At 63.5% G+C, this 23,577-nt stretch carries 23 protein-coding genes and 3 pseudogenes; 13 read left to right on the top strand and 13 right to left on the bottom strand.

Annotation, left to right across the window (positions count from 1 at the left end; translation table 11 throughout):
- Positions 1–715: 715 nt before the first annotated feature.
- Positions 716–1,495: an alpha/beta fold hydrolase gene (locus CIT25_RS28185; RefSeq protein ID WP_095488490.1), complete on the bottom strand. Its 780-nt coding sequence runs from the start codon at positions 1,493–1,495 to the stop codon at positions 716–718.
- Between the two features lie 136 nt (positions 1,496–1,631).
- On the opposite strand from CIT25_RS28185, the pseudogene CIT25_RS37775 reads away from it, so the two are divergent.
- From CIT25_RS37775 to CIT25_RS28200, 4 genes and pseudogenes are all read left to right on the top strand, one after another.
- Positions 1,632–1,760 (top strand): annotated as a pseudogene (locus CIT25_RS37775) (LysR family transcriptional regulator); the annotation flags it as partial.
- A gap of 106 nt (positions 1,761–1,866) precedes the next feature.
- The gene (locus CIT25_RS28190; protein WP_245330021.1) at positions 1,867–2,562 is read left to right on the top strand and encodes a substrate binding domain-containing protein; all 696 of its coding nucleotides are present in this window, start codon (positions 1,867–1,869) and stop codon (positions 2,560–2,562) included.
- Between the two features lie 195 nt (positions 2,563–2,757).
- The gene (locus CIT25_RS28195; protein ID WP_095488491.1) at positions 2,758–3,912 is read left to right on the top strand and encodes an efflux RND transporter periplasmic adaptor subunit; all 1,155 of its coding nucleotides are present in this window, start codon (positions 2,758–2,760) and stop codon (positions 3,910–3,912) included.
- Positions 3,912–7,043, top strand: coding sequence for an efflux RND transporter permease subunit (locus tag CIT25_RS28200; protein WP_095488492.1), 3,132 nt, complete (start codon positions 3,912–3,914; stop codon positions 7,041–7,043). Before CIT25_RS28195 ends, CIT25_RS28200 begins: the two co-directional genes overlap by 1 nt.
- Here CIT25_RS28200 and CIT25_RS38325 read toward each other — a convergent pair.
- Positions 7,016–7,147: pseudogene (locus CIT25_RS38325) on the bottom strand (DUF2283 domain-containing protein); the annotation flags it as partial. The gene CIT25_RS28200 and the pseudogene CIT25_RS38325 overlap by 28 nt on opposite strands.
- A 187-nt stretch (positions 7,148–7,334) precedes the next feature.
- On the opposite strand from CIT25_RS38325, the gene CIT25_RS28210 reads away from it, so the two are divergent.
- Positions 7,335–8,150: an SDR family oxidoreductase gene (locus CIT25_RS28210; protein ID WP_095488494.1), complete on the top strand. Its 816-nt coding sequence runs from the start codon at positions 7,335–7,337 to the stop codon at positions 8,148–8,150.
- A 26-nt stretch (positions 8,151–8,176) separates the two neighbouring features.
- On the top strand, positions 8,177–8,671 hold the full coding sequence (locus CIT25_RS28215; RefSeq protein WP_029348059.1) for a MaoC family dehydratase: 495 nt from the start codon (positions 8,177–8,179) through the stop codon (positions 8,669–8,671).
- Between the two features lie 5 nt (positions 8,672–8,676).
- On the opposite strand, the gene CIT25_RS28220 is transcribed toward CIT25_RS28215, so the two are convergent.
- Positions 8,677–9,378, bottom strand: a complete 702-nt coding sequence (locus CIT25_RS28220; protein WP_095488495.1) for a hypothetical protein — start codon at positions 9,376–9,378, stop codon at positions 8,677–8,679.
- Between the two features lie 205 nt (positions 9,379–9,583).
- Between CIT25_RS28220 and CIT25_RS28225 the strand changes: the two genes are divergently transcribed.
- The gene (locus tag CIT25_RS28225; protein WP_095488496.1) at positions 9,584–10,228 is read left to right on the top strand and encodes a TetR/AcrR family transcriptional regulator; all 645 of its coding nucleotides are present in this window, start codon (positions 9,584–9,586) and stop codon (positions 10,226–10,228) included.
- A gap of 222 nt (positions 10,229–10,450) precedes the next feature.
- On the top strand, positions 10,451–10,693 hold the full coding sequence (locus CIT25_RS28230; RefSeq protein ID WP_095488497.1) for a DUF680 domain-containing protein: 243 nt from the start codon (positions 10,451–10,453) through the stop codon (positions 10,691–10,693).
- A gap of 85 nt (positions 10,694–10,778) precedes the next feature.
- Here the strand turns inward: CIT25_RS28230 and CIT25_RS28235 are convergent, their stop codons facing one another.
- From CIT25_RS28235 to CIT25_RS28260, 6 genes are read right to left on the bottom strand one after another with little or no spacing between them, the layout of a single operon-like run.
- A complete protein-coding gene (locus CIT25_RS28235; RefSeq protein ID WP_095488556.1) occupies positions 10,779–11,009 on the bottom strand; it encodes a hypothetical protein in 231 nt (76 codons plus the stop codon).
- A 52-nt stretch (positions 11,010–11,061) separates the two neighbouring features.
- Positions 11,062–11,643, bottom strand: coding sequence for a sarcosine oxidase subunit gamma (locus tag CIT25_RS28240; RefSeq protein ID WP_095488498.1), 582 nt, complete (start codon positions 11,641–11,643; stop codon positions 11,062–11,064).
- Positions 11,636–14,644: a sarcosine oxidase subunit alpha gene (locus CIT25_RS28245; protein ID WP_095488499.1), complete on the bottom strand. Its 3,009-nt coding sequence runs from the start codon at positions 14,642–14,644 to the stop codon at positions 11,636–11,638. The genes CIT25_RS28240 and CIT25_RS28245 overlap by 8 nt, the downstream gene beginning before the upstream one ends.
- The gene (locus CIT25_RS28250) at positions 14,641–14,937 is read right to left on the bottom strand and encodes a sarcosine oxidase subunit delta (protein WP_095488500.1); all 297 of its coding nucleotides are present in this window, start codon (positions 14,935–14,937) and stop codon (positions 14,641–14,643) included. The genes CIT25_RS28245 and CIT25_RS28250 overlap by 4 nt, the downstream gene beginning before the upstream one ends.
- 8 nt (positions 14,938–14,945) lie before the next feature.
- Complete coding sequence (locus CIT25_RS28255; RefSeq protein WP_095488501.1) at positions 14,946–15,368, bottom strand: hypothetical protein; 423 nt, start codon at positions 15,366–15,368, stop codon at positions 14,946–14,948.
- Complete coding sequence (locus CIT25_RS28260; protein WP_095488502.1) at positions 15,368–16,621, bottom strand: sarcosine oxidase subunit beta; 1,254 nt, start codon at positions 16,619–16,621, stop codon at positions 15,368–15,370. Before CIT25_RS28260 ends, CIT25_RS28255 begins: the two co-directional genes overlap by 1 nt.
- 267 nt (positions 16,622–16,888) lie before the next feature.
- Between CIT25_RS28260 and CIT25_RS28265 the strand changes: the two genes are divergently transcribed.
- Both CIT25_RS28265 and CIT25_RS28270 read left to right on the top strand, forming a co-directional pair.
- A complete protein-coding gene (locus tag CIT25_RS28265; protein ID WP_095488557.1) occupies positions 16,889–17,647 on the top strand; it encodes an SDR family oxidoreductase in 759 nt (252 codons plus the stop codon).
- Between the two features lie 109 nt (positions 17,648–17,756).
- Positions 17,757–18,146, top strand: a complete 390-nt coding sequence (locus tag CIT25_RS28270) for an SET domain-containing protein (protein ID WP_095488503.1) — start codon at positions 17,757–17,759, stop codon at positions 18,144–18,146.
- Positions 18,147–18,217: 71 nt separating this feature from the next.
- Here the strand turns inward: CIT25_RS28270 and CIT25_RS28275 are convergent, their stop codons facing one another.
- Entirely contained in the window at positions 18,218–18,661 is a 444-nt protein-coding gene (locus CIT25_RS28275) for a DUF6766 family protein (RefSeq protein ID WP_095488504.1), read from the bottom strand.
- A pseudogene (locus tag CIT25_RS28280) lies at positions 18,648–19,146 on the bottom strand (ferritin-like domain-containing protein). Before CIT25_RS28280 ends, CIT25_RS28275 begins: the two are co-directional and overlap by 14 nt.
- Positions 19,147–19,556: 410 nt before the next feature.
- Here CIT25_RS28280 and rpsU point away from each other — a divergent pair.
- The 3 genes from rpsU to CIT25_RS28295 all read left to right on the top strand — a co-directional run bounded on the left by rpsU (position 19,557) and on the right by CIT25_RS28295 (position 21,477).
- Positions 19,557–19,832 (top strand): 30S ribosomal protein S21, encoded by a 276-nt coding sequence (gene rpsU, locus CIT25_RS28285; RefSeq protein WP_095488505.1) that lies wholly within the window; start codon positions 19,557–19,559, stop codon positions 19,830–19,832.
- Positions 19,833–19,995: 163 nt separating this feature from the next.
- A complete protein-coding gene (locus CIT25_RS28290; protein ID WP_095488506.1) occupies positions 19,996–20,841 on the top strand; it encodes a tetratricopeptide repeat protein in 846 nt (281 codons plus the stop codon).
- 162 nt (positions 20,842–21,003) lie between these two features.
- Positions 21,004–21,477: a DUF992 domain-containing protein gene (locus CIT25_RS28295; protein ID WP_095488507.1), complete on the top strand. Its 474-nt coding sequence runs from the start codon at positions 21,004–21,006 to the stop codon at positions 21,475–21,477.
- A gap of 136 nt (positions 21,478–21,613) precedes the next feature.
- Here the strand turns inward: CIT25_RS28295 and CIT25_RS28300 are convergent, their stop codons facing one another.
- Complete coding sequence (locus CIT25_RS28300) at positions 21,614–22,774, bottom strand: ABC transporter permease (protein ID WP_245330022.1); 1,161 nt, start codon at positions 22,772–22,774, stop codon at positions 21,614–21,616.
- 55 nt (positions 22,775–22,829) lie between these two features.
- On the bottom strand, positions 22,830–23,573 hold the full coding sequence (locus tag CIT25_RS28305) for an ABC transporter ATP-binding protein (RefSeq protein WP_095488509.1): 744 nt from the start codon (positions 23,571–23,573) through the stop codon (positions 22,830–22,832).
- Between the last annotated feature and the right edge of the window lie 4 nt (positions 23,574–23,577).

A 23,577-nucleotide genomic window follows, 5' to 3' on the forward strand; every position in this document is an offset into this window, starting at 1 on the left:
TCGCCAGCGGCGCGCCGCCCTCGTTGGTGAGGCGTATATAGTCGGCGCCCGTCCAAACTGTCAACAACCATTTCAATCTTTTTTGCGGAGAACTGTTAGCCGCGCAAAGCCAGGGGCTGGCCTGTCCCCATGCGGCGGAACCGTCTCCAATCCTGTCCTTCTATATGGGAACAAAACAGGAAACTTCAAGGATCACGCGCCCCGTGCCCGGTCTGCAACGCGTATTCATGGCAAACGGGGACTGGAGCCCGACGGTTTCGGCGGATCTGCATGGCGGCGCGGCCGAACGGCTGGAACCATTCGTCCCGGCTGCTGGTTCCATCAGCGAAGAACGGGACCGCCGAGCGGGCGTCGCAGCGCAACAGACTTGAGGCCCTCAACAAGTCCTCCAGACATCTCGCTCGACGACCGGCAGGCGGGATCGGACTGAGTTCAGCGGCTCGCACCAGAAGCCTGCCCTCGGGCCCGGGGGTGAGCACCGGCTTTGAGAAGTCCGACGCTCACAATAGAGCAGCGGTACGAGTCGGTTTGAAACTCCGCCGCTCTAGCGCTGCCGCGTCTCAAAGAGCACCAAAAGCGACGACTCGACCGGGTCCTAATCCGACCTTCCTGTCATATGCCGGGAGCGTCGATGACGCCCCCGGGGATGCACTAGCATCTTGCGCGTTTTCCGCTTGCGCTCTTGGCCGTGGCTCAGAGCTACGGTTGGGCGATGTCAGTTCGGTGCCACCGCGGTATCGCCCAGCACCACACCCTTGGCAGCCTGTTCGATCACGTCGGCTACAGCCTCTGGCTGGGTAAGGAACACCACATGGCTGCCTTTGACCTCGGTCGTGACCGCCCCAATACGATCGGCGGTGCTCCGAAGCAATTCCGGCGCAATAGCGCCGTCCTCAGTCGCGACAACGTACCAGCTCGGCTTGGTCTTCCATGCCGTCGTCGTCACCTTGGCCTCAAGCGCCCTCATAGCGATCGGCACCTGGGAGTCGCGCAGGAATGCGGCGTCGGAATTGTTGGTGTCCCCAGCAAAGCCGTCCTTGAACGTCTCAGACTTCAGGAACGCGAAGCCGTCGGGCTGCACGTCGGGCTGAAAGTTCGGCGGCGGGGGGACCTCGGCATATTGGTCCAGCGTTGATTGTCCGACCTCTGGAGCGAAAGCGGCGACATAGACGAGGCCCGCAACATTGGCAGTGTCGCCGGCTTCTGTAATCACGGTGCCACCGTAGGAATGGCCAACGAGAATGGCTGGCCCGTCCTGCCGGGCGAGAACGCGACGCGTTGCGGCAACGTCGTCTTCCAACGACGTAAGCGGATTCTGGACGATCGAGACTTTATAGCCACGGCTTGTCAGTTGGTCGTAGACGCCTCGCCATCCAGCTCCGTCGGCAAACGCGCCGTGGACGAGAACGATGTTGCGGAGCGGCGCGCTCTGTGCGTCGGCAGCAGTTGCCGAAAGCGTCAGTGCGCCGACGGCGATCGCTAGGGATTTGATCATGGTAGTTCTCCAGTTGGACTTTGCTGTTGATAGGACAATCATGATCTACCCTGAAAGGATGTCGCTTGTTTATCGAGCGGATTCGGACATCAATGTCTAAAAATGAGAGACAATCCGAATTTGCTGGAGGCCCCATATGCTTCGCGACTTCAGCGATACGGTCGCTTTCGTAAAGGTGGTGCAGGAAGGGAGCTTCACAGCGGCGGCACGCGTGCTCAAGGTGCCGAAGACACGGGTCAGCCGGAAGGTGCAGGAGCTGGAATCCAGACTGCACACACAACTGCTCAATCGGACAACGCGCAGCCTTAAGCTGACTGAAGCGGGAGCGGTTTATTTCCAGCACTGCGAGCGAGTGGTGAAGAATCTGGAGGATGCGGAGAACGCAGTGGCGGAGTTGCAGCAACATCCGCGCGGGTGGCTTCGGATTACAGCCCCCGTACTGGCTGACAACGCGCGTCCTCGCGCCGCTGCTCACCGAGTTTCGCCGCTTCTATCCAGAGGCGTTCCCGCAATTGCTGCTTGGGCACGAGGTCGTCGATCTCGTCGCCAAGGACATCGACATCGCTTTCCGGCTCCAGGAAGGCACCCTGCCCGATTCCACGCTCACGGCTCGGCGGCTCGGCGCATTGCCGATGGGCATCTATGGAGCCCCGGCCTACCTGGAACGTGCAGGAATGCCACAGCATCCTTCGGAGCTGGCGGAACATGCCTGTCTGTTGACAGAGTTCTATTTCAATCGTCCGGCGGTAGAATGGCCCCTATCGAGCGGCGGCGAGCGGTCCCAGTTCAAAGTACGAGCAGTGGCCGTCGCCAGCGATCCAGAGGCCCTTCACGGGTTCCTGCTGGAAGGAGTTGGCCTGTTCATGACCAACCATGTGCGCGTCAAGTCGGACGTTGCCGCTGGAAGACTGGTCCGTGTCCTGCCCGAGTGGGCAGGGCCCGAGCCGACCCTCTATGCGATCCAGCCAGGCGGCGGCGTTCAGCCCCCCAAGGTTAAAGCATTCTTGGACTTTCTCATTCCGCGGCTCGACTTGAAGAAGATTGATAGCAAAGGGAGCCACATCTGAAGCCGGCGGCAGCCGGCCGATCCAATTTGACCCAAGCGTAGCCCTTATCAAGGTTACACCGATTTAATGTGCAAGCGAGTGGGAGAATTGCCATAAAGCTTTGATATCGACGAGTCATCCTGCGTGTCGGAGTGTGCCGTCGCGTCTACTTCACCTTGGGAGCCGTAGACGGTATATTTGCCAACCGGAGCGCCGATGGCCACCTGGAAACAGATCGTTTTTGCACTTGTGATCCTCGTCGCGGCCGCGGCCGCCTGGGTTCGCTTTTTTCCAGGCGCGCCGGATGTGCTGGCGCGCTGGGGCATCGACTGGGCTTATGCCGCAACGCCACCAACGGGCGCCGTCGATAAGGCCGGGCAAGCAGGCAGCGGCAACGCCGCCGGCCAGAGGGTGACCATCGTCGCGTTGCCGGCGGCCGCGGCCATCATCAACGATCGCCTGCAGGCAATCGGCACCGGCCGCGCCAACGCCTCGGTGACGGTCAATCCCTACAGTTCCGGCCGCCTCGTTGAATTCGTGGTCGAGTCTGGCGCCCATGTCGAAAAGGGGCAGGTCATTGCCACCCTCGATTCCGACACCGAGGTGATCGCACAGGACCGCGCCAAGCTTGCTTTGCAGGACGCGCAGGCCAAGCTCGTCCGGGTCAAATCGCTGCGCGCATCCAACGCCGCGACGGCGGTCGCCGTTGCCGATGCCGAAGTGGTGCTGGCCAATGCCAAGCTGGCGCTTCGCGATGCGGAACTGGCCTCGCAGCGCCGTTCGATCGTCGCGCCGATCGCCGGCGTCGTCGGCATCCTGCCGATATCAGCCGGCAACTATGTGACCAGCCAGTCGGCGGTCGCCACCCTCGACGACCGCTCCAGCATACTGGTCGAATTCTGGGTGCCGGAGCGCTTCGCCGCCGCCGTCAAGGTCGGCGCACAATTGTCGGCGACGCCGATCGCCAACCCCAACAAGGCCTATACCGGAACGGTTGCCGCCATCGACAACCACATCGACGAAGCCAGCCGCACCCTTCTGGTCAAGGCAAAGATCGCCAATCCGGCCGATTCGCTGCGTGCCGGCATGTCCTTCCGGATCGCCATGAAGTTCCCCGGCGACAGCTATCCGGCGGTCAGCCCGCTGGCGATCCAGTGGGGCTCTGATGGTGCCTATGTCTGGGCCATCGCGCACGGCAAGGCCAAGCGGGTGGCCGTCCGCATCATCCAGCGCAACACCGAGACCGTGCTGATCGACGCCCCGATCGTCAGCGGCGACATGGTGGTGACCGAAGGCACCCAGAGCGTCAGCGAAGGCGGCGAGGTCGCCATCGCCGGCGAAGAACAGCGCGCCGCGGACGCTGACGGCTGATGACCGCTTCCAACAACGCCGCCAGCGACACAGGCTTTACCGCGCTATTCATCCGCAGGCCGGTGATGGCGTTCGTCTTGAACACACTGATCGCGGTCGCCGGCCTTGCCGCCTTTTACGGCGTCGAAATCCGCGAGCTGCCGGATGTCGATCGCGCCGTCGTCACCGTTAACACGACCTTTGAAGGCGCGGCGGCCGAGACCGTCGACCGCGAATTGACCGACGTGATTGAGGGCGCGGTCGCCCGCGTCTCCGGTGTGAAGTCGATCTCGTCCACCTCGTCCTTCGGCACGAGCCGCGTCACCATCGAATTCAACGACGGCGTCGACCTCGACGTCGCCGCCTCCGATGTGCGCGATGGCGTCGGCCGCGTCGCCGACCAGATGCCGGACACGGCGGATGCGCCGCGCATCGTCAAGGCCGATGCCAATTCCGAGCCGGTGATGCGGCTGGCGGTCACCTCCGACACCATGTCGGTGCAGGACATGACAGTGCTGGTCCAAGACCAGATCGAGGACGAGCTTGCCGCCGTGCCCGGCGTCGCCGACGTCCAGGTCTATGGCGACCGCGACAAGATCTTTCGCATCGATGTCGACCAGAACAAGCTCGCCAGCCTGGGCTTCACCGTCGCCGACCTGAGGGCAGCGCTGGCCTCGGTCGCTTTCGATTCGCCGGCCGGCTCGATCACTACGACCAACCAGGACCTCATCGTGCGCACGACGGCGGACGTGACCACGCCGGAGGAGTTCGAAAACATCATCATCGGCGGCACGACTCGCATCCGCGACGTCGCCACCGTCACGATTGGTCCCGACATCGGCCAGACCACATTGCGTTCGAACGGCAAGACCGGCATCGGTCTCGGCATTATCCGCCAGGCGGAATCGAACACGCTGGATATTTCGACCGGCGTCAGGGCCGCCGTCGACAAACTGCAGGCAGATTTGCCTCAGGGCATGTCGATCAAGGTCACCAGCGACGATGCGGTCTTCGTCAACGGCGCGGTGCATGAGGTCGAGATCGCCCTCGGCCTGTCCGTCTCCATCGTGCTGATCGTCATCTACGTGTTTCTCCTCGACTGGCGCGCGACGCTCATTCCGGGGCTGGCTATGCCGGTCGCCATGATCGGGACGATCGCCGCCATCTATCTCGCCGGCTTCTCGGTCAACATACTGACGCTGCTCGCCCTTGTGCTGGCGACGGGCTTGGTCGTCGACGACGCCATCGTTGTTCTGGAAAACATCGTGCGACGACGCAACCAAGGCATGGGACCACGCGCCGCAGCCGTGCTCGGCGCCCAGGAAGTGTTCTTCGCCGTCATCGCCACCACGCTGACGCTGGTCGCCGTCTTCGTGCCGATCTCCTTCCTGCCGGGGCAGACCGGCGGCCTGTTCCGCGAATTCGGCTTCGTTCTCGCCATATCGGTGCTTCTGTCCGCCGTCGTGGCGCTGACCCTTTGTCCGATGCTTGCCTCACGCATGCTGTCGGCCGCGCCGCTTCACCACGAAGGCGGCAGCGGCATCGGCGCCCGCATCGGCGGCGCGCTGAACATGCTCTACCGGCGCTGCCTGCGCCTCTGCCTCGACGCGCCGTGGATCGTGCTTCTGGTCGCGCTGCTGTTTGCAGCCACCGCCTTCACGCTGTTTGGCACGATCCGCCAGGAACTGACGCCGACCGAGGACCGAGCCGTCGTGCTCATGCGCGTCGACGCACCGCAAGGGGTCAGCCTCGACTACACGACGCAGCAGATGGAGAAGATCGAAAAACTGATCCAGCCGCTGCGCGATTCCGGCGAAATCCGCAACACGTTCGAGAGCGCCGGCCGGAACGGCGCCTACAATGCCGGCTTCATGGTCATGACGCTGGCGCCTTGGGACGAGCGCACGCGCAGCCAGCAGCAGATCATGGCCGACATCAGCCGGCTCACCCGGCAGGTGCCGAGCGTGCGCGTCTTTCCGATGCAGCCCAACAGCCTCGGCATTCGCGGCGCTGGCAACGGCCTGCAGTTCGCGCTGGTCGGCAACAACCGCGCGGCGCTCGGCGACGCTGCGGTGAAGATCATCGCCGAGATGCAGAAGGATCCCCGCTTCCAGTCGCCCCGGCTCTCCGTCGACCCGACGCAACCCCAGCTTTCCGTGGCCATCGAACGCGAGCGCGCTTCGGACCTCGGCATCGACATCACCGGGCTTGCCGACACTTTCCAGGCCATGCTCGACGGCAATGATGTCGTCGACGTCTATATCGCCGACCGCAGCTACGGGGTGAAGCTCGTCTCGACGACCAACCCGATCAACGATCCAACCGACCTGGAGAATATCTTCCTGAAGACGGCCGACGGCCGCTTCGTGCCGATGTCGACCATTGCCACGCTGACCGAGCGCGCCGTGCCGCCTTCGCTGACCCGCGAGCAGCAACAGCCGTCGGTGGCGATCACCTCCAACCTCAGCGGCGATTTCGCGCTCGGCCAGGCGCTCACCCGCGCCGAGGCAATCGCCACGCCGCTCCTGCCGCCGGGCAGCCGCATCGTCCCCTTGGCCGAGGCGGCGACGCTGGGCGAAACCAACAGTGCCATGATCACCATCTTCGGTTTCTCGCTGGTCATCATCCTTTTGGTGCTCGCCGCCCAGTTCGAGAGCTTCGTCAGCGCGGTCATCATCATGGCGACAGTGCCGCTCGGCCTCGCCTGCGCGATCTTTGCCCTTTTGCTCAGCGGCACCAGCCTCAACGCCTACAGCCAGATCGGCCTAGTGCTGCTGGTCGGCGTGATGGCCAAGAACGGCATCCTGATCGTCGAGTTCGCCAATCAGTTGCGCGACCGCGGGCTTGGCGTGCGCGAGGCGATCGAGCAGGCCTCCACCATCCGGCTGCGGCCGGTGATGATGACGATGATCTGCACCGTGCTCGGCGGCGTGCCGTTGGTGCTGGCGAGCGGCGCCGGCGCCGAGGCGCGCATCGCGCTCGGCTGGGTGATCGTCGGCGGGTTGGGCCTGGCCACCGTCTCGACGCTGTTCCTGACCCCGGTCGCCTATCTCTTGCTCGGCCGCTTCGTCACGCCGAAGGTGGAAGAAGCATCACGGCTGAAGCGCGAGCTCGAGGAAGCCGCCTACACCAATGTCGAGCCGGCGGAGTAGGATCGGGTCAGGCCGCCTTCAGCATCGCCGCGAAGGTGTTCTCGGGTATCCAGCACCTCCATCCCGACGATGTGGCCTTCAGCATCATAGTCTAGGACTATGCCTGCGGAACTTCCACGCTTTCCTGGATCGCCTCCACCTTGCCGTTGGGCTTGACCAGTTCAGCCGGCACGCACTCCATCGCCTCGGCTCTGGCCCTTTACCCGTGACAAGGATGATCGTAGTTCGAATAGTCTTGTCAACGCGACGCCGTCCCCCGGGGCCGCGAAGCAAAGGCGCGGAGACCCTACAATGAGCTATCTGGACGAGCTGTTTTCTGTCGCCGGAAAAACCGCGCTGGTGACCGGGGCTGCGACCGGCATCGGCCGCATGGCGGCGACCGCTTTGGTCAGGGCTGGCGCCACCGTGATGATCGCCTCGCGCAAGGGCGAGGATTGCATCAGCGTTGCCGGCGAATTGAACGGCCTCGGCGGCTCCGGCCGGGCCGAGGGCTTTGCCGGCGATGTCTCCAGCGAGGCCGGCATCGCGGCGCTGGTCGCCGAGGTCAAGGCACGGACGGAGCGGCTGAATATCCTGATCAACAATGCCGGCGTTTCCTGGGGCGCGCCGCTGGAAAGCTTCCCCTACCATGCCTGGGCCAGGGTGTTCGGGGTCAACGTCACCGCCGTCTTCCATCTGACGCGCGAGCTTCTGCCGCTGCTCGACGCCGCCGCCAGCGATGCCGATCCTGCCCGGGTGATCAATCTGGGTTCGGTGATGGGCACGCAGCCGCTGGCCGACGACGCTTATTCCTACTCTGCCTCCAAGGCTGCGGTTCACCATCTGACGCGCACGCTTGCGATCGAGTTCGCCGCCCGTCGCATTACCGTCAACGCCTTCGCCCCCGGGCCCTTTCAGAGCCGGATGACCGCCTTCGCCACCGCGACCGAGGAACAGGCCAACCATGTCGGCGGCCATGTTCCGCTTCGTCGCATCGGCGCGCCGGATGACATTGCCGGCGCAACGCTCTATTTGTGCAGCCGTGCCGGCAGCTATGTCACCGGCGCCGTCCTGCCGATCGATGGCGGGCAGTCGGTGCAGCATGGGCTGACACTGTTCAAGGAATGAAGCCGCTCGCGCTCCGGACGGTTGAAATGGAGGACATCAGCGTGGAACCGATCAGTCTCGATGTGCTTCTGGCCAGCGTCGGCAAGGAAGTCGGCGTGTCGCCGTGGCGGGTGGTCTCGCAGCGCATGATCGACCAGTTTGCCGATGCCACCGACGACCACCAGTTCATCCACTGCGATCCGGAGCGGGCCAAGCGCGAGACGCCGTTCGGCGGCACCATCGCGCACGGCTTCCTGTCGCTTTCGTTGCTGTCGGCGATGACCTTCGAGACCATGCCGCCGCTCGAAAACAGCAAGATGGGCGTCAATCATGGCTTCGATTCGCTGCGCTTCCTGGCGCCGGTGAAGACCGGCGCGCGCATCCGCACCCGTTTCGTGCTGGCCGACGTCAAGGTCAGGCCGTCGGGCTGGGTGCAGACGGCGCATGACGTGACCATCGAGATCGAGGGTTCGAAAAAGCCGGCCCTGACCGCCCGCTGGCTGACGCTGACACTGATAGAGCGCCAGCCAGAAGCGGCATAGACGGCTCAGCGAGCGTCGCTGGAGATGAACTTCATGTGCCGGCCGATCTGCAGGGCGATGTAGACGACCAGTGAGCAACCGATCGGAAACACGATCTCGTTGAGGCCGGTTGCGATAGCCTGCGGCAGTGCGAGGACAACGTCCTTCGCCGCGGCCGTCTCGATCGTCAGCACCGTGATTCCGCCGCCGAACACCGCGCCTACCAAGGCGCCTGCCAGCGCGAAATGGAGCGGACGGGGTTCTTCCTTCGACGCCATCGAGGCCAGTATCCAGCCGAGCAGGCCGTATTCGATCGCCCGCAGCACTCCCAACGTCGTGAGCGAGAGGATGGCCGGCTTTGCGGCCGCATCGAGCGCACTTACCATGACCTTTTGCGTCCCCTTGGCGATGCCCATCGCCAGTGGCGCCGAGATCGCGCTGATCAAGCCGCCGAGCGAGGCTCGCACCTTGGCGAGCGCCGTGCCGAGGCTGACGCCGGCGCAGACGAAGAACGCCCATGTCACGCCTTGCGCCAATTCGATCAGGACCTGGGTGGTAGCCGGGTGGGAGCCTGCTGCAAATCTGCCAGCCAGAATAAGGGCCTCCATGGCGAAGCCGAGTGCGGTCGCCAACCGTGCAACCATGACGACTCGCCTGAGTGCCAGCCTGGCGCCATGAGAAAGTGGATCCACGTCCGACACGCCGGACGAAAGCTCAGTCGTGGCCATGTTGGCCTCCCCAAAACGGAAATTTTTGCAGAGCCGCGAACGGTCGGTTGTAACGGCCCGATGTTGCCCGTCTGGGCCAGGGTAACACCTCACGTGAGAAGAAAACGGGCATGTCGGAACGCTCAAGCTGGTTTTGACAGCGCCTTGTCGGTTTCCGTACAGCGTATATAATTTAGCCAACCGCCAACGGATAAAGGCAGGCAAATTGCAGCTCAGCGTCCAGACACGCCGCGAGAAACAAAAGGCCGAACTGCGCTCCGAGCTTGTCGATGCGGCGCACAAGCTCGTGCAGGAGGAAGGCTATGAAGGCCTCACCATCCGCAAGCTGGCCAAGCGCGTCGGCTATGCGCCAATGTCGGTCTATTCCTATTTCGCCGACAAGCAGGACATATTGTTCGCGCTGGCCGAGGATGCCTTCGAGACTCTGGCCAAGCGTATCGAGGATCACCCGGCCGACGATCCGATCGAGGCGCTGCAGGTGATCATGACCGAATACGCGGCCTTCGGCCTCGGCAATCCCAACGAATACCGCACGGTGTTCATGACGGAAAAGACCAGACCGCCGGAAGGTAGGACCTTCGCCGAGATGCAAGAGGGCAACCCGTTGATGAAGGTGCTCATCAGCAGAGTCGAGGCCTGCGTTGCCGCCGGCAGGCTCAAGGGCGACCCACGCGCCATCGCCACCATGCTGTGGGCGGTCGGCCACGGCACGATCTCGCTGCTGATCACCTTTCCATTTTATCCGTTCGGCGATCAGCAGGCTTTCGTGAAGCGGATGTGCGACTTCACGCTTGCCGGGCTGGCCACGCAGGACGTGCCGCCGCTGACCGAAACACCGGCCAATTGCTGAAGGGTTCCTTCGGTTTCGAAGACCTGAATATCTCGTAAGGCACGGGTGAACGGCGCCGCGTGCGCAACTCGGCGCGCGCCGGCGCAGTGTGATTCCTAACATTCAAATAAAATCTTTCGTACATGTACGACTTCTCGCTTGAACCCCACGATTGTCGGGCGTATATGTACGTCATACCGTACATGTACGGAAAAGATTCAGCGGTTGAACCGGAGATAGACGATGAAAAAGACAATCCTCACCCTCGCGGCCGTCCTGGCATTGTCGGGTGCGGCCCTCGCCGGCCAGAGTCAGCCCGGCAAGCAGGCGCCAGCCGCCTGCGCCGACACCAACATCAAGCTCGATTGCGGCGCGACCGGATCGGTGGAAAAGGCAGGCTCGGCCACTCGCGATGGCTCCACTGAAAGCAAGGGCCCGCGGCTTGGCATCGACATCGATCCGTGGATCGTGCCCAGCACATTCTGAGGTTCAAAACAAATAGGCGGCAGGAAATCCTAACCGCCCGTTTTCGTGGCCATTTCAGCCCGGCTCCGCTGGAGCCTGATGGAAGCTATTTCCTGCGCTTCTTCATTCCGGCCACGATCTTGGCCTTGCCGGGCCTTGCGGGAGCGCCGGAAATCGAAGTCCCGGTGATCGACACCGGATCGCTGGCAGGAAACGTGTCCTCGAGACCTTCCTCGAGCTCCTCTTCAATGTTTGATTCTTCGTGCTTCTCGTGTTCGAGAGAGCGCACGGCCGACGTCTTCTGGACCGGTGGATTCGGCGCGGATTTCGACGGCATCGACATTCTCCCTCGACTTGCTCCGGCAAACGGTCGAGCGCAGCGAATGTTCCTAAGCCGCTGCGTCGCCTGCCGCCTCCGACAGGAAAGTAAAGACATAATCGGAGAAGGAACGCCAGCATTCGACCCGGAACGCATCGGCCGCGGTGCGCAACAGCATGATCTCGACCTTGCCGAGAATAGTGCGCGACGCCGCGCCTACCGGAAAGGCGTCAGGCGACAGATCCTGCGGGCAGCCTGAATTGATTGTTGCCGCGGCTGCCGGGCCGGTGACCGATATGGCGACGTTGCGATGCGAGATGCCGACCGCCGAATGCAGCACTGTCAACTTGGCACAGTCGGCGAGCGGATCTTTTGCCGCCTCGTCGATGACCAGCCATTCGTCCGGCCCTAGCCACAATGCAGTGCGCCCGGCCTTTGCCGCCGAGGTTTTGGGCTTTCGCGGCAGGGTCACGCCGAGCGCCTTCGAAAGCGCCGCGACCGAGGCCTCCGGCGCGCGCAGCGAAATGCGCTCCGCCGGCGGCAACACAGCAAGCGTGACGCCGGTGGCGGAAAATTCCTGGCCGGCGAGCGCCGGGCGGCGTTCGACCGATGGCGCAGTGGCGGCAGTTTTCTTCGCGGCGGCCTTAGCCATTGAGGCGCTCCCCCTTCTCGTCGAAGAACACCATGCCGGTGACCTCCACCTCGATCGTCCCGTTTGGCATCGGCACGTAAAGCGTCTCGCCCATCCGATCACGGCCTCCGGCAAACAGAGCCAGGGCGATCGAGCGGCCGCAATTTTGCGACCAATAGCTGGAGGTGACATGGCCGATCATGGTCATCGGGATCGCCTGCTTCGGATCGCCGACGATCTGCGCGCCTTCTTCCAGCACCACCTTGGGGTCCTTGGTCTTCAGGCCGACAAGCTGCTTGCGGCCCTTGGCGACAAGATCCGGCCGCGCCATGCCCCTGATACCGACGAAATCGGTCTTCTTCTTGCCGACCGCCCAGTCGAGACCGGCATCGCCAGGCGTCACCGTGCCGTCGGTGTCCTGGCCGACGATGATGTAGCCTTTTTCGGCGCGCAGCACGTGCATCGCCTCGGTGCCGTAAGCGCAGGCGCCATGCTTCTGGCCCTCGGCCCACAGCGCTTCCCAGACGGCCTGGCCGTGGTCGGCCGGCACGTTGACCTCGAAACCGCGCTCGCCGGTGAACGACATGCGGAACAGCCTCGTCGGCACGCCGCAGATCTTGCCTTCGCGCACCGACATATGCGGCAGCGCGTCGTCCGACATGTCGATGCCTTCGACCAGCGGCGCGATGATGTCCCGAGACTTCGGTCCCTGCACGGCGATCACCGCCCACTGCTCGGTGATCGAGGTCAGCCAGACGTTGAGATGCGGGAACTCGGTCTGGAGGTAATCCTCCATATGGTTCATCACCCGCGGCGCGCCGCCCGTCGTCGTCGTCACATGGAAACGGTCCGGCGCCAGTCTTCCAACGACACCGTCGTCATAGATGAAGCCGTCCTCGCGCAGCATGATGCCATAGCGGCAGCGGCCGGGCTCCAACTTCTCCCACGGATTGGTGTAGAGCAGTTCCATGAACTTGGCCGCATCCGGCCCGACCACCTCGATCTTGCCCAGCGTCGAGGCATCGAACAGGCCGGCGGTCTTGCGCACGGTGACACACTCGCGATCGACGGCGGCATGCATGTCTTCGCCCGCTTTGGGAAAATACCAGGCGCGCTTCCATTGGCCAACATCCTCGAACACGGCACCTTGGCGCTCGGCCCAGGGATGAATCGCCGTCTTGCGGGTCGGGTCGAAGAGCGGACCCCGCGCGTGTCCGACGATCGAGCCGAAGGTGACCGGCGTGTAGGGCGCGCGGAACGTCGTCAGGCCGACTTGCGGGATCGGCTTGCCCAGCGTCTCGGCTGCGATGGCCAGGCCGTGCATGTTGGAGGTCTTGCCCTGGTCGGTCGCCATGCCGTTGGTGGTGAAGCGCTTGACGTGCTCGATCGAGCGCATGCCTTCATGCACCGCCTGGCGGATGTCCTTGGCGGTGACGTCGTTCTGGAAATCGACGAAGGCCTTTACCGTCGTGTCCGCACCGGCGCCGGGCGCCGCACCCAGCATGCCGCGCGACCAGCTCTCGCTGGCGTCGACCTTCGGCTTGGCTCCCTTGACGGTGTCGGCGCCGGCATTCTTGACGCCCGCATCCTTGGCCGCCTTGGCGCCCGCCGCATAGGCCTCGTCGATCGTCGCCGACAGCCCGTCCGTGCCGTTGCAGGCGCCGACGGAGACGCAGTCCTGCGCATAGGCGCCGGGCACGAAGCGCTTGGTCTCGTCGTTGAAGGCAACCTTGCCGCGCGACTGCGAGAACAGATGCACCGACGGCGTCCAGCCGGCCGACATCAGGATCGCGTCGACCGGGATGGTGCGCTCGCCACCGCCATTCTTCGGCTGCACGGTCATCGATGAGACGCGCAATTTGCCGCCGGCGCGGATCACCGCACGGCCGAAATTGACCTCGATGCCGAGCGCCCTCGCCTCATCGATCACCGGTCCGGTCGGGTTGTCGCGCAGATCTACGATGGCCGCCACGCCGACGCCGGCCTTCTTCAGGTCGATCGCCGCCGCATAGGCGGAATCATTGGCCGTATAGACGCCGACATTCCTGCCGACCGCGACGCCGTAATGGTTGAGATAGGTCCGCGCCGCCGACGCCAGCATGATGCCGGGCCGGTCGTTGTCGGCAAACACCATGTGCCGCTCGATGGCGCCGGTTGCCAGCACCACGCGGCTGGCGCGGACCTGCCACAGCCGCTCGCGCGGCAGGTCGCGGCCGGGGCTCTGCAGATGATCGCTGACGCGCTCGACCAGCCCGACGAAATTCTGCGCGTAATAGCCGAAGGCCGTCGTGCGGGACAGCACGCGGACATTGTCCATGGCCTTGAGCTTGGCGACTGCACCTTGCGCCCAGGCAAAACCATCCTGGCCGTCGATCCTGGCGCCACTCTCGAAACGAAGGCTGCCGCCGAAATCCGCCTGTTCGTCGGCAAGGATGACGCGCACGCCGGTTTCGGCCGCGGCAAGTGCGGCGGCGATGCCGGCAGCGCCACCGCCCACCACCAGCACGTCGCAATGGGCATAGCGCGCCGAATAGTGGTCGGGATCCGGCTGGTCGGGGGCGACGCCGAGGCCGGCCGCAGCCCTGATCTTGGGCTCGTAGAGGTTCTTCCAGGCGGACTTCGGCCACATGAAGGTCTTGTAGTAGAAGCCCGCCGAAAGCAGCGGCGAGGCGATGTCGCCGACCGCGCTGACGTCGAAGGAAAGCGACGGCCAGCGGTTCTGCGACTGTGCCGTCAGCCCGTCATAGAGCTCCTGCACGGTGGCGCGGACATTCGGCGTCTTGCGCGCTGCGTCGCGCTTGACTTCAACCAGCGCGTTGGGCTCTTCCGCCCCGGCGGACAGGAAGCCGCGCGGCCGGTGGTATTTGAACGAACGGCCGACCAGATGGACGCCGTTGGCAAGCAGCGCCGAGGCCAGCGTATCGCCCTCGACACCGGCATAGGGCCGGCCGTCGAAGCTGAAGCTGGCCGTCTCTGCCTGCTTGAGGCGCCCAGCGCCGGGAATGCGGAACGCTGCGATCATTTGGAGGCTCCCGGCAGCTTCGCGGGCTTCGGCTCGCCGGCCTTGTAGGTCATCAGGAACCTGTCGCTGACGGTATCGCGCACGGCATTGAAGAACCGCGCGCAGCCATGCATGTGCCGCCAGCGCTCATAGATGATGCCTTTGGGATTCGAGCGGATGAAGAAGAACTTTTCGAAGTCGTCATCGCTTGTCGCGGCCATATCTGACGAACGTGCAATATGCGCCTCGCCGGCGTTGCGGAATTCGAGTTCCGGACGCTCTTCCTCGCAATAGGGGCAGCGGATGAGAAGCATGATTGTTCCTACAATTCGCCGTGGCCGACGCGAGCGCCGGCAGGTTGATCGCAAAGCCTCTGGCCCAACGTCACGAAAGGAGCGACGAGCCGGATGCGCTCCTCGATGCTTGCCGCGGGGCGAAAAAGCGCGCGGTTCGCCATGTTGCCGATAGTGAGCTGGATCGGATCGGTGGTGACGATGAGGCCGCGCGGCTCGAATGGCTCGTCCTCGTCCAGATCGGATGGCCGGCCTTCAAAGAAGGAAACGATTCTTTGCCCGCCGCTCCAGACGCAGGCCAGAACGCCGTCATCGACAGCAAACGGCCATTCCGCCTCGTTTTCGGCGCGACTGATCGGCTGCACGCGCACCTCGTCCGGCGACGGAAAATGAAACAGGCCTTGCTCTCCCGCGAGCATCAGCGGCATGGCGACAGCCATCTCGGCCATCATCAGTGCGCCACCGCCGCCGCAGCCGCCTCGTCGATCAGGCGACCGGTGCGGAAGCGCTCGATGGTGAAAGGCGCATTGATCGGATGCGGATCGTCCCTGGCGATGGTGTGGGCAAAGACATGGCCCGATCCGGGCGTTGCCTTGAAGCCGCCCGTGCCCCAGCCGCAATTGACATAGAGACCGGGCACCGGCGTCTTGGCCAGGATCGGCGAGCGGTCGGGCGTCACGTCGACGATGCCGCCCCACGAACGCAGCATCTTCATGCGGGTGAACATCGGGAACATCTCGCAGATGGCGTCGAGCGTGTGCTGCAGGATGTGCAGGCCGCCGGTCTGCGAATAGGAAATATACTGGTCGGTGCCGGCGCCGATGACCAGCTCGCCCTTGTCGGACTGCGAGATATAGGCATGCACGGTGTTCGACATCACCACGCAGGGGAATACCGGCTTGACCGGCTCCGACACCAGCGCCTGCAGCGGATAGCTTTCCAGCGGCATGCGCACGCCGGCCATGTTCATGATGACGGACGAATGGCCGGCGGCAACGACGCCGACCTTCCTGGCGCCGATGAAACCGCGCGTCGTCTCGACACCCATGACCGCACCGTTCGGCGCCCGCTTGACGCCGGTGACCTCGCAATTCTGGATGATGTGGACGCCGCGCGCCGAAGCGCCGCGCGCATAGCCCCAGGCAACGGCATCGTGACGGGCGGTGCCGCCGCGACGCTGCAGCGTCGCGCCCATCACCGGATAGCGGGCATCGCGCGAAATGTTGAGCGGCGGGCAGAATTCCTTCGCCGCTTCCGGCGTCAGCCACTCATTGTCGATGCCGTTCAGCCGGTTGGCGTGGACATGGCGCTTCAGCACCTGGATGTCGTGGACATTATGCGCCAGCATCATGACGCCGCGTGGCGAATACATGACGTTGTAGTTGAGTTCCTGGCTGAGCCCGTCCCACAGCTTCAGCGCATGGTCGTAGATGCCGGCGCTCTCGTCATAGAGATAGTTGGAGCGGATGATGGTGGTGTTGCGGCCGGTATTGCCGCCGCCGAGCCAGCCCTTTTCCAGCACCGCGACATTGGTGATGCCGTGCACCGTGGCGAGGTAGTAGGCGGTGGCCAGGCCATGGCCGCCGGCGCCGACGATGATGACGTCGTACTCCTTCTTCGGCTCTGGCGAGGACCACTGTTCCTCCCAGCCCTTGTGGCCGCGCATGGCCTCACGGGCGATGGCGAATACCGAGTATTTCTTCAACGTTCCAGCCTCGCAGATAGCGGCCGGGCATCCAATCGAGCGCCGGCGCGCGAGGTGTATCACTAGCGAAACAGCGCTGCCAGCCTTGCGCTGTTTGCGACGGCGCTTGCCGTTTTGCGCCGCGACAAAAAAGACCGGTCCGAAGCGGCGGGCCGAACGACGATGCATCCGGGCACCTTCGCAGGTATCGGGTGGCTCGCGCCGCCTCGACCTGCGATCAACACCCCGATTGCCGGCCAAGCTGGCGCGAAAAAAGGATGCAAAAAAATGTTCGCACTCACCAACAAGGTCGCCATCGTCACCGGCGCCAGTTCCGGCATCGGCCGCGCCACGGCAAAACTCTTTGCCGAGGCAGGCGCCAAGGTGGTCGTCGCTGCCCGTCGCCAGGCAGAGCTGGACGCGCTCGTCGCTGAAATCGAGGAAGCCGACGGCACCGCGATCGCCCTTGCTGGCGATGTCCGAGACGAAGCCTATGCCAATGCCCTTGTGGATCTTGCGGTGGACAGGTTCGGCGGTCTCGACATCGCCTTCAACAACGCTGGCTCCGTCGGCCAGATGGGACCGGTTCCCGACATGTCGCTGAAGATGTGGCACGAGACCATCGACATCAATCTGACCGGCGCCTTTATCGGTGCAAAATACCAGGTGCCGGCGCTGCTGGAACGCGGCGGCGGCTCGCTGATCTTCACCTCCAGCTTCGTCGGTCGCACCGCCGGCATGCCGGGCATGGCCGCTTACGCTGCGGCCAAGGCCGGGCTGATCGGTTTGACGCAGGTTCTGGCGGCCGAATACGGAGCACAAGGGTTGCGCGTCAACGCGCTGCTGCCCGGCGGCACCGACACGCCGGGCGCGACGACGACCACACCCGAGGCCCGGGCTTTCGTCGAAGGCCTTCACGCCCTGAAACGAATGGCGCAGCCGGATGAGATCGCCCGCTCGGCGCTCTACCTGGCATCGGATGCGTCGAGCTTCACCACCGGAACTGCGCTGTTCGCAGACGGCGGTGTCTCGATCAACCGGACGTGAGGCATTTCCCGCGTGGGCGAGCGAGCCGCAATGTCGCAAAGGCGGTCTTGCTTTCCAGCGCGATTTGGCGATTTCTTCGGACACTGCTGTTCGAAGACGGGCCTAAAACATGCTGCTGATCAGGACCTACATCGCCGCGAGCGCAATCGAAGGCGTCGGCGTCTTTGCCGCCGAGCCGGTCCGGAAAGGGACGTCGATCTGGCAGCTCGATCCGGACTTCGACCGCCTGATCCCGATGGAAAAATATGAGGCGGCGCCGCCGCACCTCCAGGAATTGCTCGACAGATATGCCTATCCAAGTCCGGACCGGCCCGGATTCATGGTCTATGAAGTCGACAATGGCCGCTTTATGAACCACGCCGAACGGCCGAACACGGACTTTTCGCAGCATGGCGGGGCAACCGCGATCCGCGACATAGCGGCGGGCGAGGAAATAACCTGCGACTACGGTGAGTTCTTCGAGGATTTCGAGCGGCTTCATTTGGCCACGGCGTCATAGCGATCTGGTTGCGTCGTTGAAGAAAACCCGGAGCGATGATCGGCTCCGGGCCAAATTTCCAGCCCCCAGCTTTAGTTCCGGTGGGCGTGCGGCTCGTCGGTATGCCGGCCGTCATACTGCAGGTCCAACTCGCGAATTGCCTCCTGGCCTTTCTGCGGATCGACCAGGGTGAGAAGCGCGTCGATCTTGGCCTCCATCCGGTCGGTACCCTCCTTCGATTGCGGCGAGCCGACGAAGAGCAGGAACGCCAGGCCACCGACCTGCCAAAGCAGTTGCAGGAATTCCGATTGCCAGTTTTCGAGCGTGTCGCGGCTCATCTCGATCAGATAGCCGCCGAACTCGGGCGGTTGGCCAAGCGCTCGCTGCTCGTCAAGATAGGCGAACCAGCCGAAAACCCAGTGGCCGACAAGCGAGATGATGAAGAAGCCGAGGGTAATCCAGGCATAGCTGTAAGCCCGCCACACCGAAGATGGCTTCACTTTGCCCGACGGCCTGCTGTCCTCACCGCTTGGCATCGTCGCTGTCCGACGCCGTGCGAGCCAGGAACTGCTCCGTGGTCGCGGGCAGGTTGTTTTTCAGCCACTCGGCCATCGCCTCCTCTTCCCGCAGGTTTTGCTCGCAGACGCGGGCGACCTCTGTTTCGCCAAGAGATTCGGCGGATCCTGTAGGAGGCAATCTCCATATGCTCGAAAGTGTAGCTCGCGAGTGAGCCTTTCATCACCTCGTCCCCTGCGAAGACGCCGCTCAGGGACTGCGCCGCCGCCATCAGCTTGCCGCCGGCGTCCTTCAGCGTGGATGTATCCTCGTCCAAACTTTCCAGGCAAGTTCTGAGGCGTGCGGCCTGCCCCTTCGTCTCGTCGACGTGCTGGCTGATGCGCTTACTGAGCTCGGGATAGCTCTCCAGCCGGCTCAGCTGTCCATTCAGCATGGTTTCGGCCTGCTCCTCCATCGCATGCGCGTCCCTGAGCCACTGGATAAGCCATTCACGGGTGTCTGACATCGGTTTTCTCCTCTGCTTGCGTCGCCGCAACAACCACCGGGGAGCGAAGTTGGTTCCTTCATCGATAAAGCCAGGCGGGCCGTTTTTGTCGGATTGAGGCAGCAGAAATTTATCGGTGGCGGAGAAATGCCAACGATCGCTCATCCGCGCGACAGGGACCCCTATCGAGAAGGCCGACACACCGCCCGAGGTCGCGATTCTTGCTTTTTGACGGCAGTTATGCTAGGTATTTTGGCATGGTGCTGATTTGCGCCGACGACCCGCCGCCGAGGCGGGTTTTTCGTTTCGGCAGTGGACAGAGCGGCATGATTCTGCTATCAGCCGCCACAATTCGTGGTGTAAATCGCTGCGGAGGCTAGTGGCTATGGCCGCTTGCCTGTTGATATCAAACACGAAAGACAGGATTGCCCGTGCAGGTACTCGTCCGCGACAACAATGTTGACCAGGCGCTTCGCGCGCTCAAGAAAAAGATGCAGCGCGAAGGCATCTTCCGCGAAATGAAGATGCGCGGACATTACGAGAAGCCGTCCGAGAAGCGCGCCCGCGAAAAGGCGGAAGCCGTTCGTCGCGCCCGCAAGCTGGCCCGCAAGCGCGCCCAGCGCGAAGGCCTGCTGCCGATGACGCCGCGCCCGGTGGCGGCTGGTGGTGCTGCTGGCGCCGGCGCTCCGCGTCCGCCGCGGTTCTGACGCCAATTTTTCGTCCTTTTCGAAGGATATCCAAGGTGGCGCGATGCGTAATCGCCGCCACCTTTTTATTTTGAATTCCTCGATTCGGAGAGGCCGGTTCGCGAGGCCGGTTCGGAGGGGGAACAGACCTGACGGCGCGGCGGGCAGTGAGGACAGAGCAGACATGAACGCAATAAGCGTGGAGCGCAGAACCGCATTGCGCGGCTTTGCACTGACGGCAACCTTGCTTTCCGGGCTGGCGCTCGCCGGCTGCCAGACAGCCCCGACCGGCGAATTCACCAACATCGACAAGGCACAAGGGTCGGCCGAGAACATCTCCTCGCTGTCGGCCGTTATCCAGCGCAGTCCCCAGGATCCGGAAGGCTACAATGTGCGTGGCTCGGCCTATGGTCGCGGCGGCCAGTATCAGGCGGCGCTCAAGGACTTCAACACCGCCATCCAGCTCAATCCGAATTTCTACCAGGCCTATTCGAACCGTGCTCTCATCCAGCGCTTCCTCGGCGACCAGGCAGCCGCGCTTACCGACTACAACCGCTCGATCCAGATCAATCCCGACTATGACGCCGCCTATATCGGCCGCGGCAATCTCTACCGCAAAGCCGGCCGCACCCAGGAAGCGTTCAACGATTTCCAGAAGGCGATCCAGCTCGACACGACCGATGCGCGCGCCTACCACAATCGCGGCCTGATCTATCAGAGCCAGGGCCAGCACGCTTTCGCCATCGAGGATTTCTCGACCGCCATCTCGCTGGCGCCGGACGCCGCCGAACCCTACAATGGCCGCGGCCTCTCCTACCTCGCCATGAACGACGAGGATAATGCCTTCGCCGACATCAACATGGCGATCAAGCTCGACGGCAAGAATGCCGAGGCCTGGTCCAACCAGGCGCTGATCTACGAGCGGCGCGGCGACAAGGCCAAGGCGGCGAAATCCTACCGCGAGGCAGTGCGTCTTAATCCCACCTACCAGCCGGCCAAGGACGGCCTGGCGCGCACCAGCGCCGGCTGACCGACGGCGACGTTGGGCCTGATATGGCAGGCCTGCCGTTTGGCATGCCTTCGAAGCCTTCAATCACTGTGCGTTAACGCCCGCCTTGATCGCGCCAAGTTTTCGGCGGAACGCTCGCGATGCTCAGCCGTTGTTCAAGGCTATTCGCGAAAGGACCCTCCCATGATCAAGAAACTCGCCTGTGCCGCCGCCCTCGCCGCCACGGTGCTCGCTGCCCCTGCCAGCGCGGGCAGGCTGGAGCTCGGCGTGCTCGACTGCACCATCGATGGCGGCACCGGCTATATCGTCACATCCAACAAAGGCGTGGCCTGCACCTTTCGCCCTCATCATGGCGGCCCGCCCGAAGCCTATACCGGGGTCATTTCCAAGCTCGGCGTCGACGTCGGCAAGACGCACCAGGGCGAATTGATATGGGCTGTTCTGGCGGCCACTCGCGATCGTAATTCCGGCGATCTTGCCGGCAGCTATTATGGCGTCAACGCCGAGGCCAGCCTGGTGACCGGCGGCGGCGCCAACCTTCTGGTCGGCGGACTGAACAGCGCCTTCTCGCTGCAGCCTCTCAACGTACAGGCGCAGACCGGCGTCAATCTGGCAGTCGCCGTTACCTCGCTGGAGCTGATCCACTCTTTCAAATAAGCGGCATAGCGTGGCTCTGCGGCGCGGAACAGGATTGAACTGTTCCGCGCCGCGTGGTCCCCGGCGCGTGGTAGCCTTTTGATTAGGCGCTTTGCGGCTTCGAAATTAACCGATTATCGCGCGGTGGCGCCAAACCTCATTCTGTGCGCAGCGCTTCGATTGGCTGTAGCCTTGCAGCCTTGCGGGCGGGATAATAGCCGAAGAAGACGCCTACAGCCGCCGCAAAGCCGATAGCCAGCAGGACGGCGCTGAGGTCGATGATCACCGGCCATTGGGCGATAGAGCCAACGGCGATTGCCGCAGCAATCCCAATAGCGGCACCCAGAATACCGCCGAGCAAGGCCAGCGTTGCTGCCTCAACGAGAAACTGGGCAAGGATATCTCGCCGTCGCGCGCCGACCGCAAGCCGCAGTCCGATCTCACGGACCCGCTCCGTCACCGTCACCAGCATGATGTTCATGATGCCGATCCCGCCCACCACCAGCGAAATTGAGGCCACCGCCGAAAGCAGCAGCGACACCACGCGCGTGGTCGAACCCTCGACATTCGCAGCTTCGGCGAGGTTGCTCACCACGAAGCTGTCTTCCTGACCCGTCCGCAACCGGTGGCGCTGCCACAGAAGGTTGCGGATAGCTGCCATCGTGTCCTCTGCCGAGGCCCAATTGGCGAACTTGACCGTGATGCTGTGTACGAAGGTCGGATTGGCGCGGCTCGTGCCGATGAACTGACGTCGCACCGTCTTTAGCGGCACAAGTGCCACATCGTCCTGGTCATCGCCCCATACGCTCTGACCCTTCCGCTCCAGCAGTCCGATCACCGTGAACGGCACGTCGCGGATGCGAATCGCGGCGCCTACCGGATCGGCTCTTCCGAACAATTTCTCCCGCATCGTTGTTCCGAGGAGCACCACATTGGCGACGCGCTTGTCGTCCTCCGGGGTCATCTCCTGCCCGACGATAACCCGCCATTCGCGCGCCGAGAAATATTCCGGCGTCACGCCGCGCACCACGCCTTGCCAATTGCTGGAACCGATCGTGAACTGCTCGCGTGCGTGGAGGAGTGGCGCCGCCACCACGACGCCGGGGATTTCCATTCCGATCGCCGCCGCGTCCTCTTCACTCAGCCGCGGCGCGCCACCGGCCCCAAGCCGGACGCTGCCCATCTTCGCACTGCCCGGACTGATGCTGATGAGATTGGCGCCAAGGCTGCGGATCTGAGCTGCGATGCGTTCGCGCGCACCAACCCCGATCGCGATCATCACCACGACAGCGGCCACACCGATGATGATGCCCAACATGGTGAGCGCGCTGCGCAAATGATGGGAGCGTAATGATCGCAGGGCAGTTCTTGTGCTACCGGACATTGTTGTAAGCCAGCGATAGATGGCGAGCGTTACCTAGAGACCGTGCCTGTTGCGCGACAGGGGTGTCGGACACAACGCGACCATCTCGAAAGGCCACAATGCGATCGGCATGGGCAGCAATCTGCGCCTCATGGGTGACCAGCACAATGGTCAGGCCCTCTACATTGAGGCGGCGGAAAATCGCCATGATCTCCAGCCCGGTCTGGCTGTCGAGCGCACCAGTGGGTTCATCGGCGAGCAGAAGCAAAGGCTCCGTCACCAGAGCACGGGCAATCGCAACGCGCTGCTGTTGTCCGCCCGAGAGTTCGGCAGGCGTATGTCTGGCCCGATCGGCGAGCCCTACCCTGGCCAGCATCGCCAGGGCTGCGCGCCGCCGCTCTCCAGCCCACATGCGGCGATAGACAAGCGGCAGCTCCACATTTTCTAGTGCGCTGGCCCGCGGCAGCAGATTGAACGACTGAAACACGAAACCGATGTTGCGATTGCGGATTGCAGCGAGCTCATCGTGATGGAGACCACCGACGTAAACCCCGTTCAGGCGGTAGCGGCCTTCGCTGGGACTGTCGAGGCAGCCCAGTACGTTCATGAAGGTAGATTTGCCTGACCCAGAAGGTCCGATCACCGCGACGAATTCGCCTCTTTGAATCGTCATGGTCACCCCTTCGAGCGCCCACACCGGTCCTCCGCCAACACGGTAGCAATGGCGCAGCCGATCGACTTCGATCAGGGCCATGGAT

The sequence above is a fragment of the Mesorhizobium mediterraneum genome (genome assembly GCF_002284565.1).
GTDB lineage: Bacteria > Pseudomonadota > Alphaproteobacteria > Rhizobiales > Rhizobiaceae > Mesorhizobium > Mesorhizobium mediterraneum.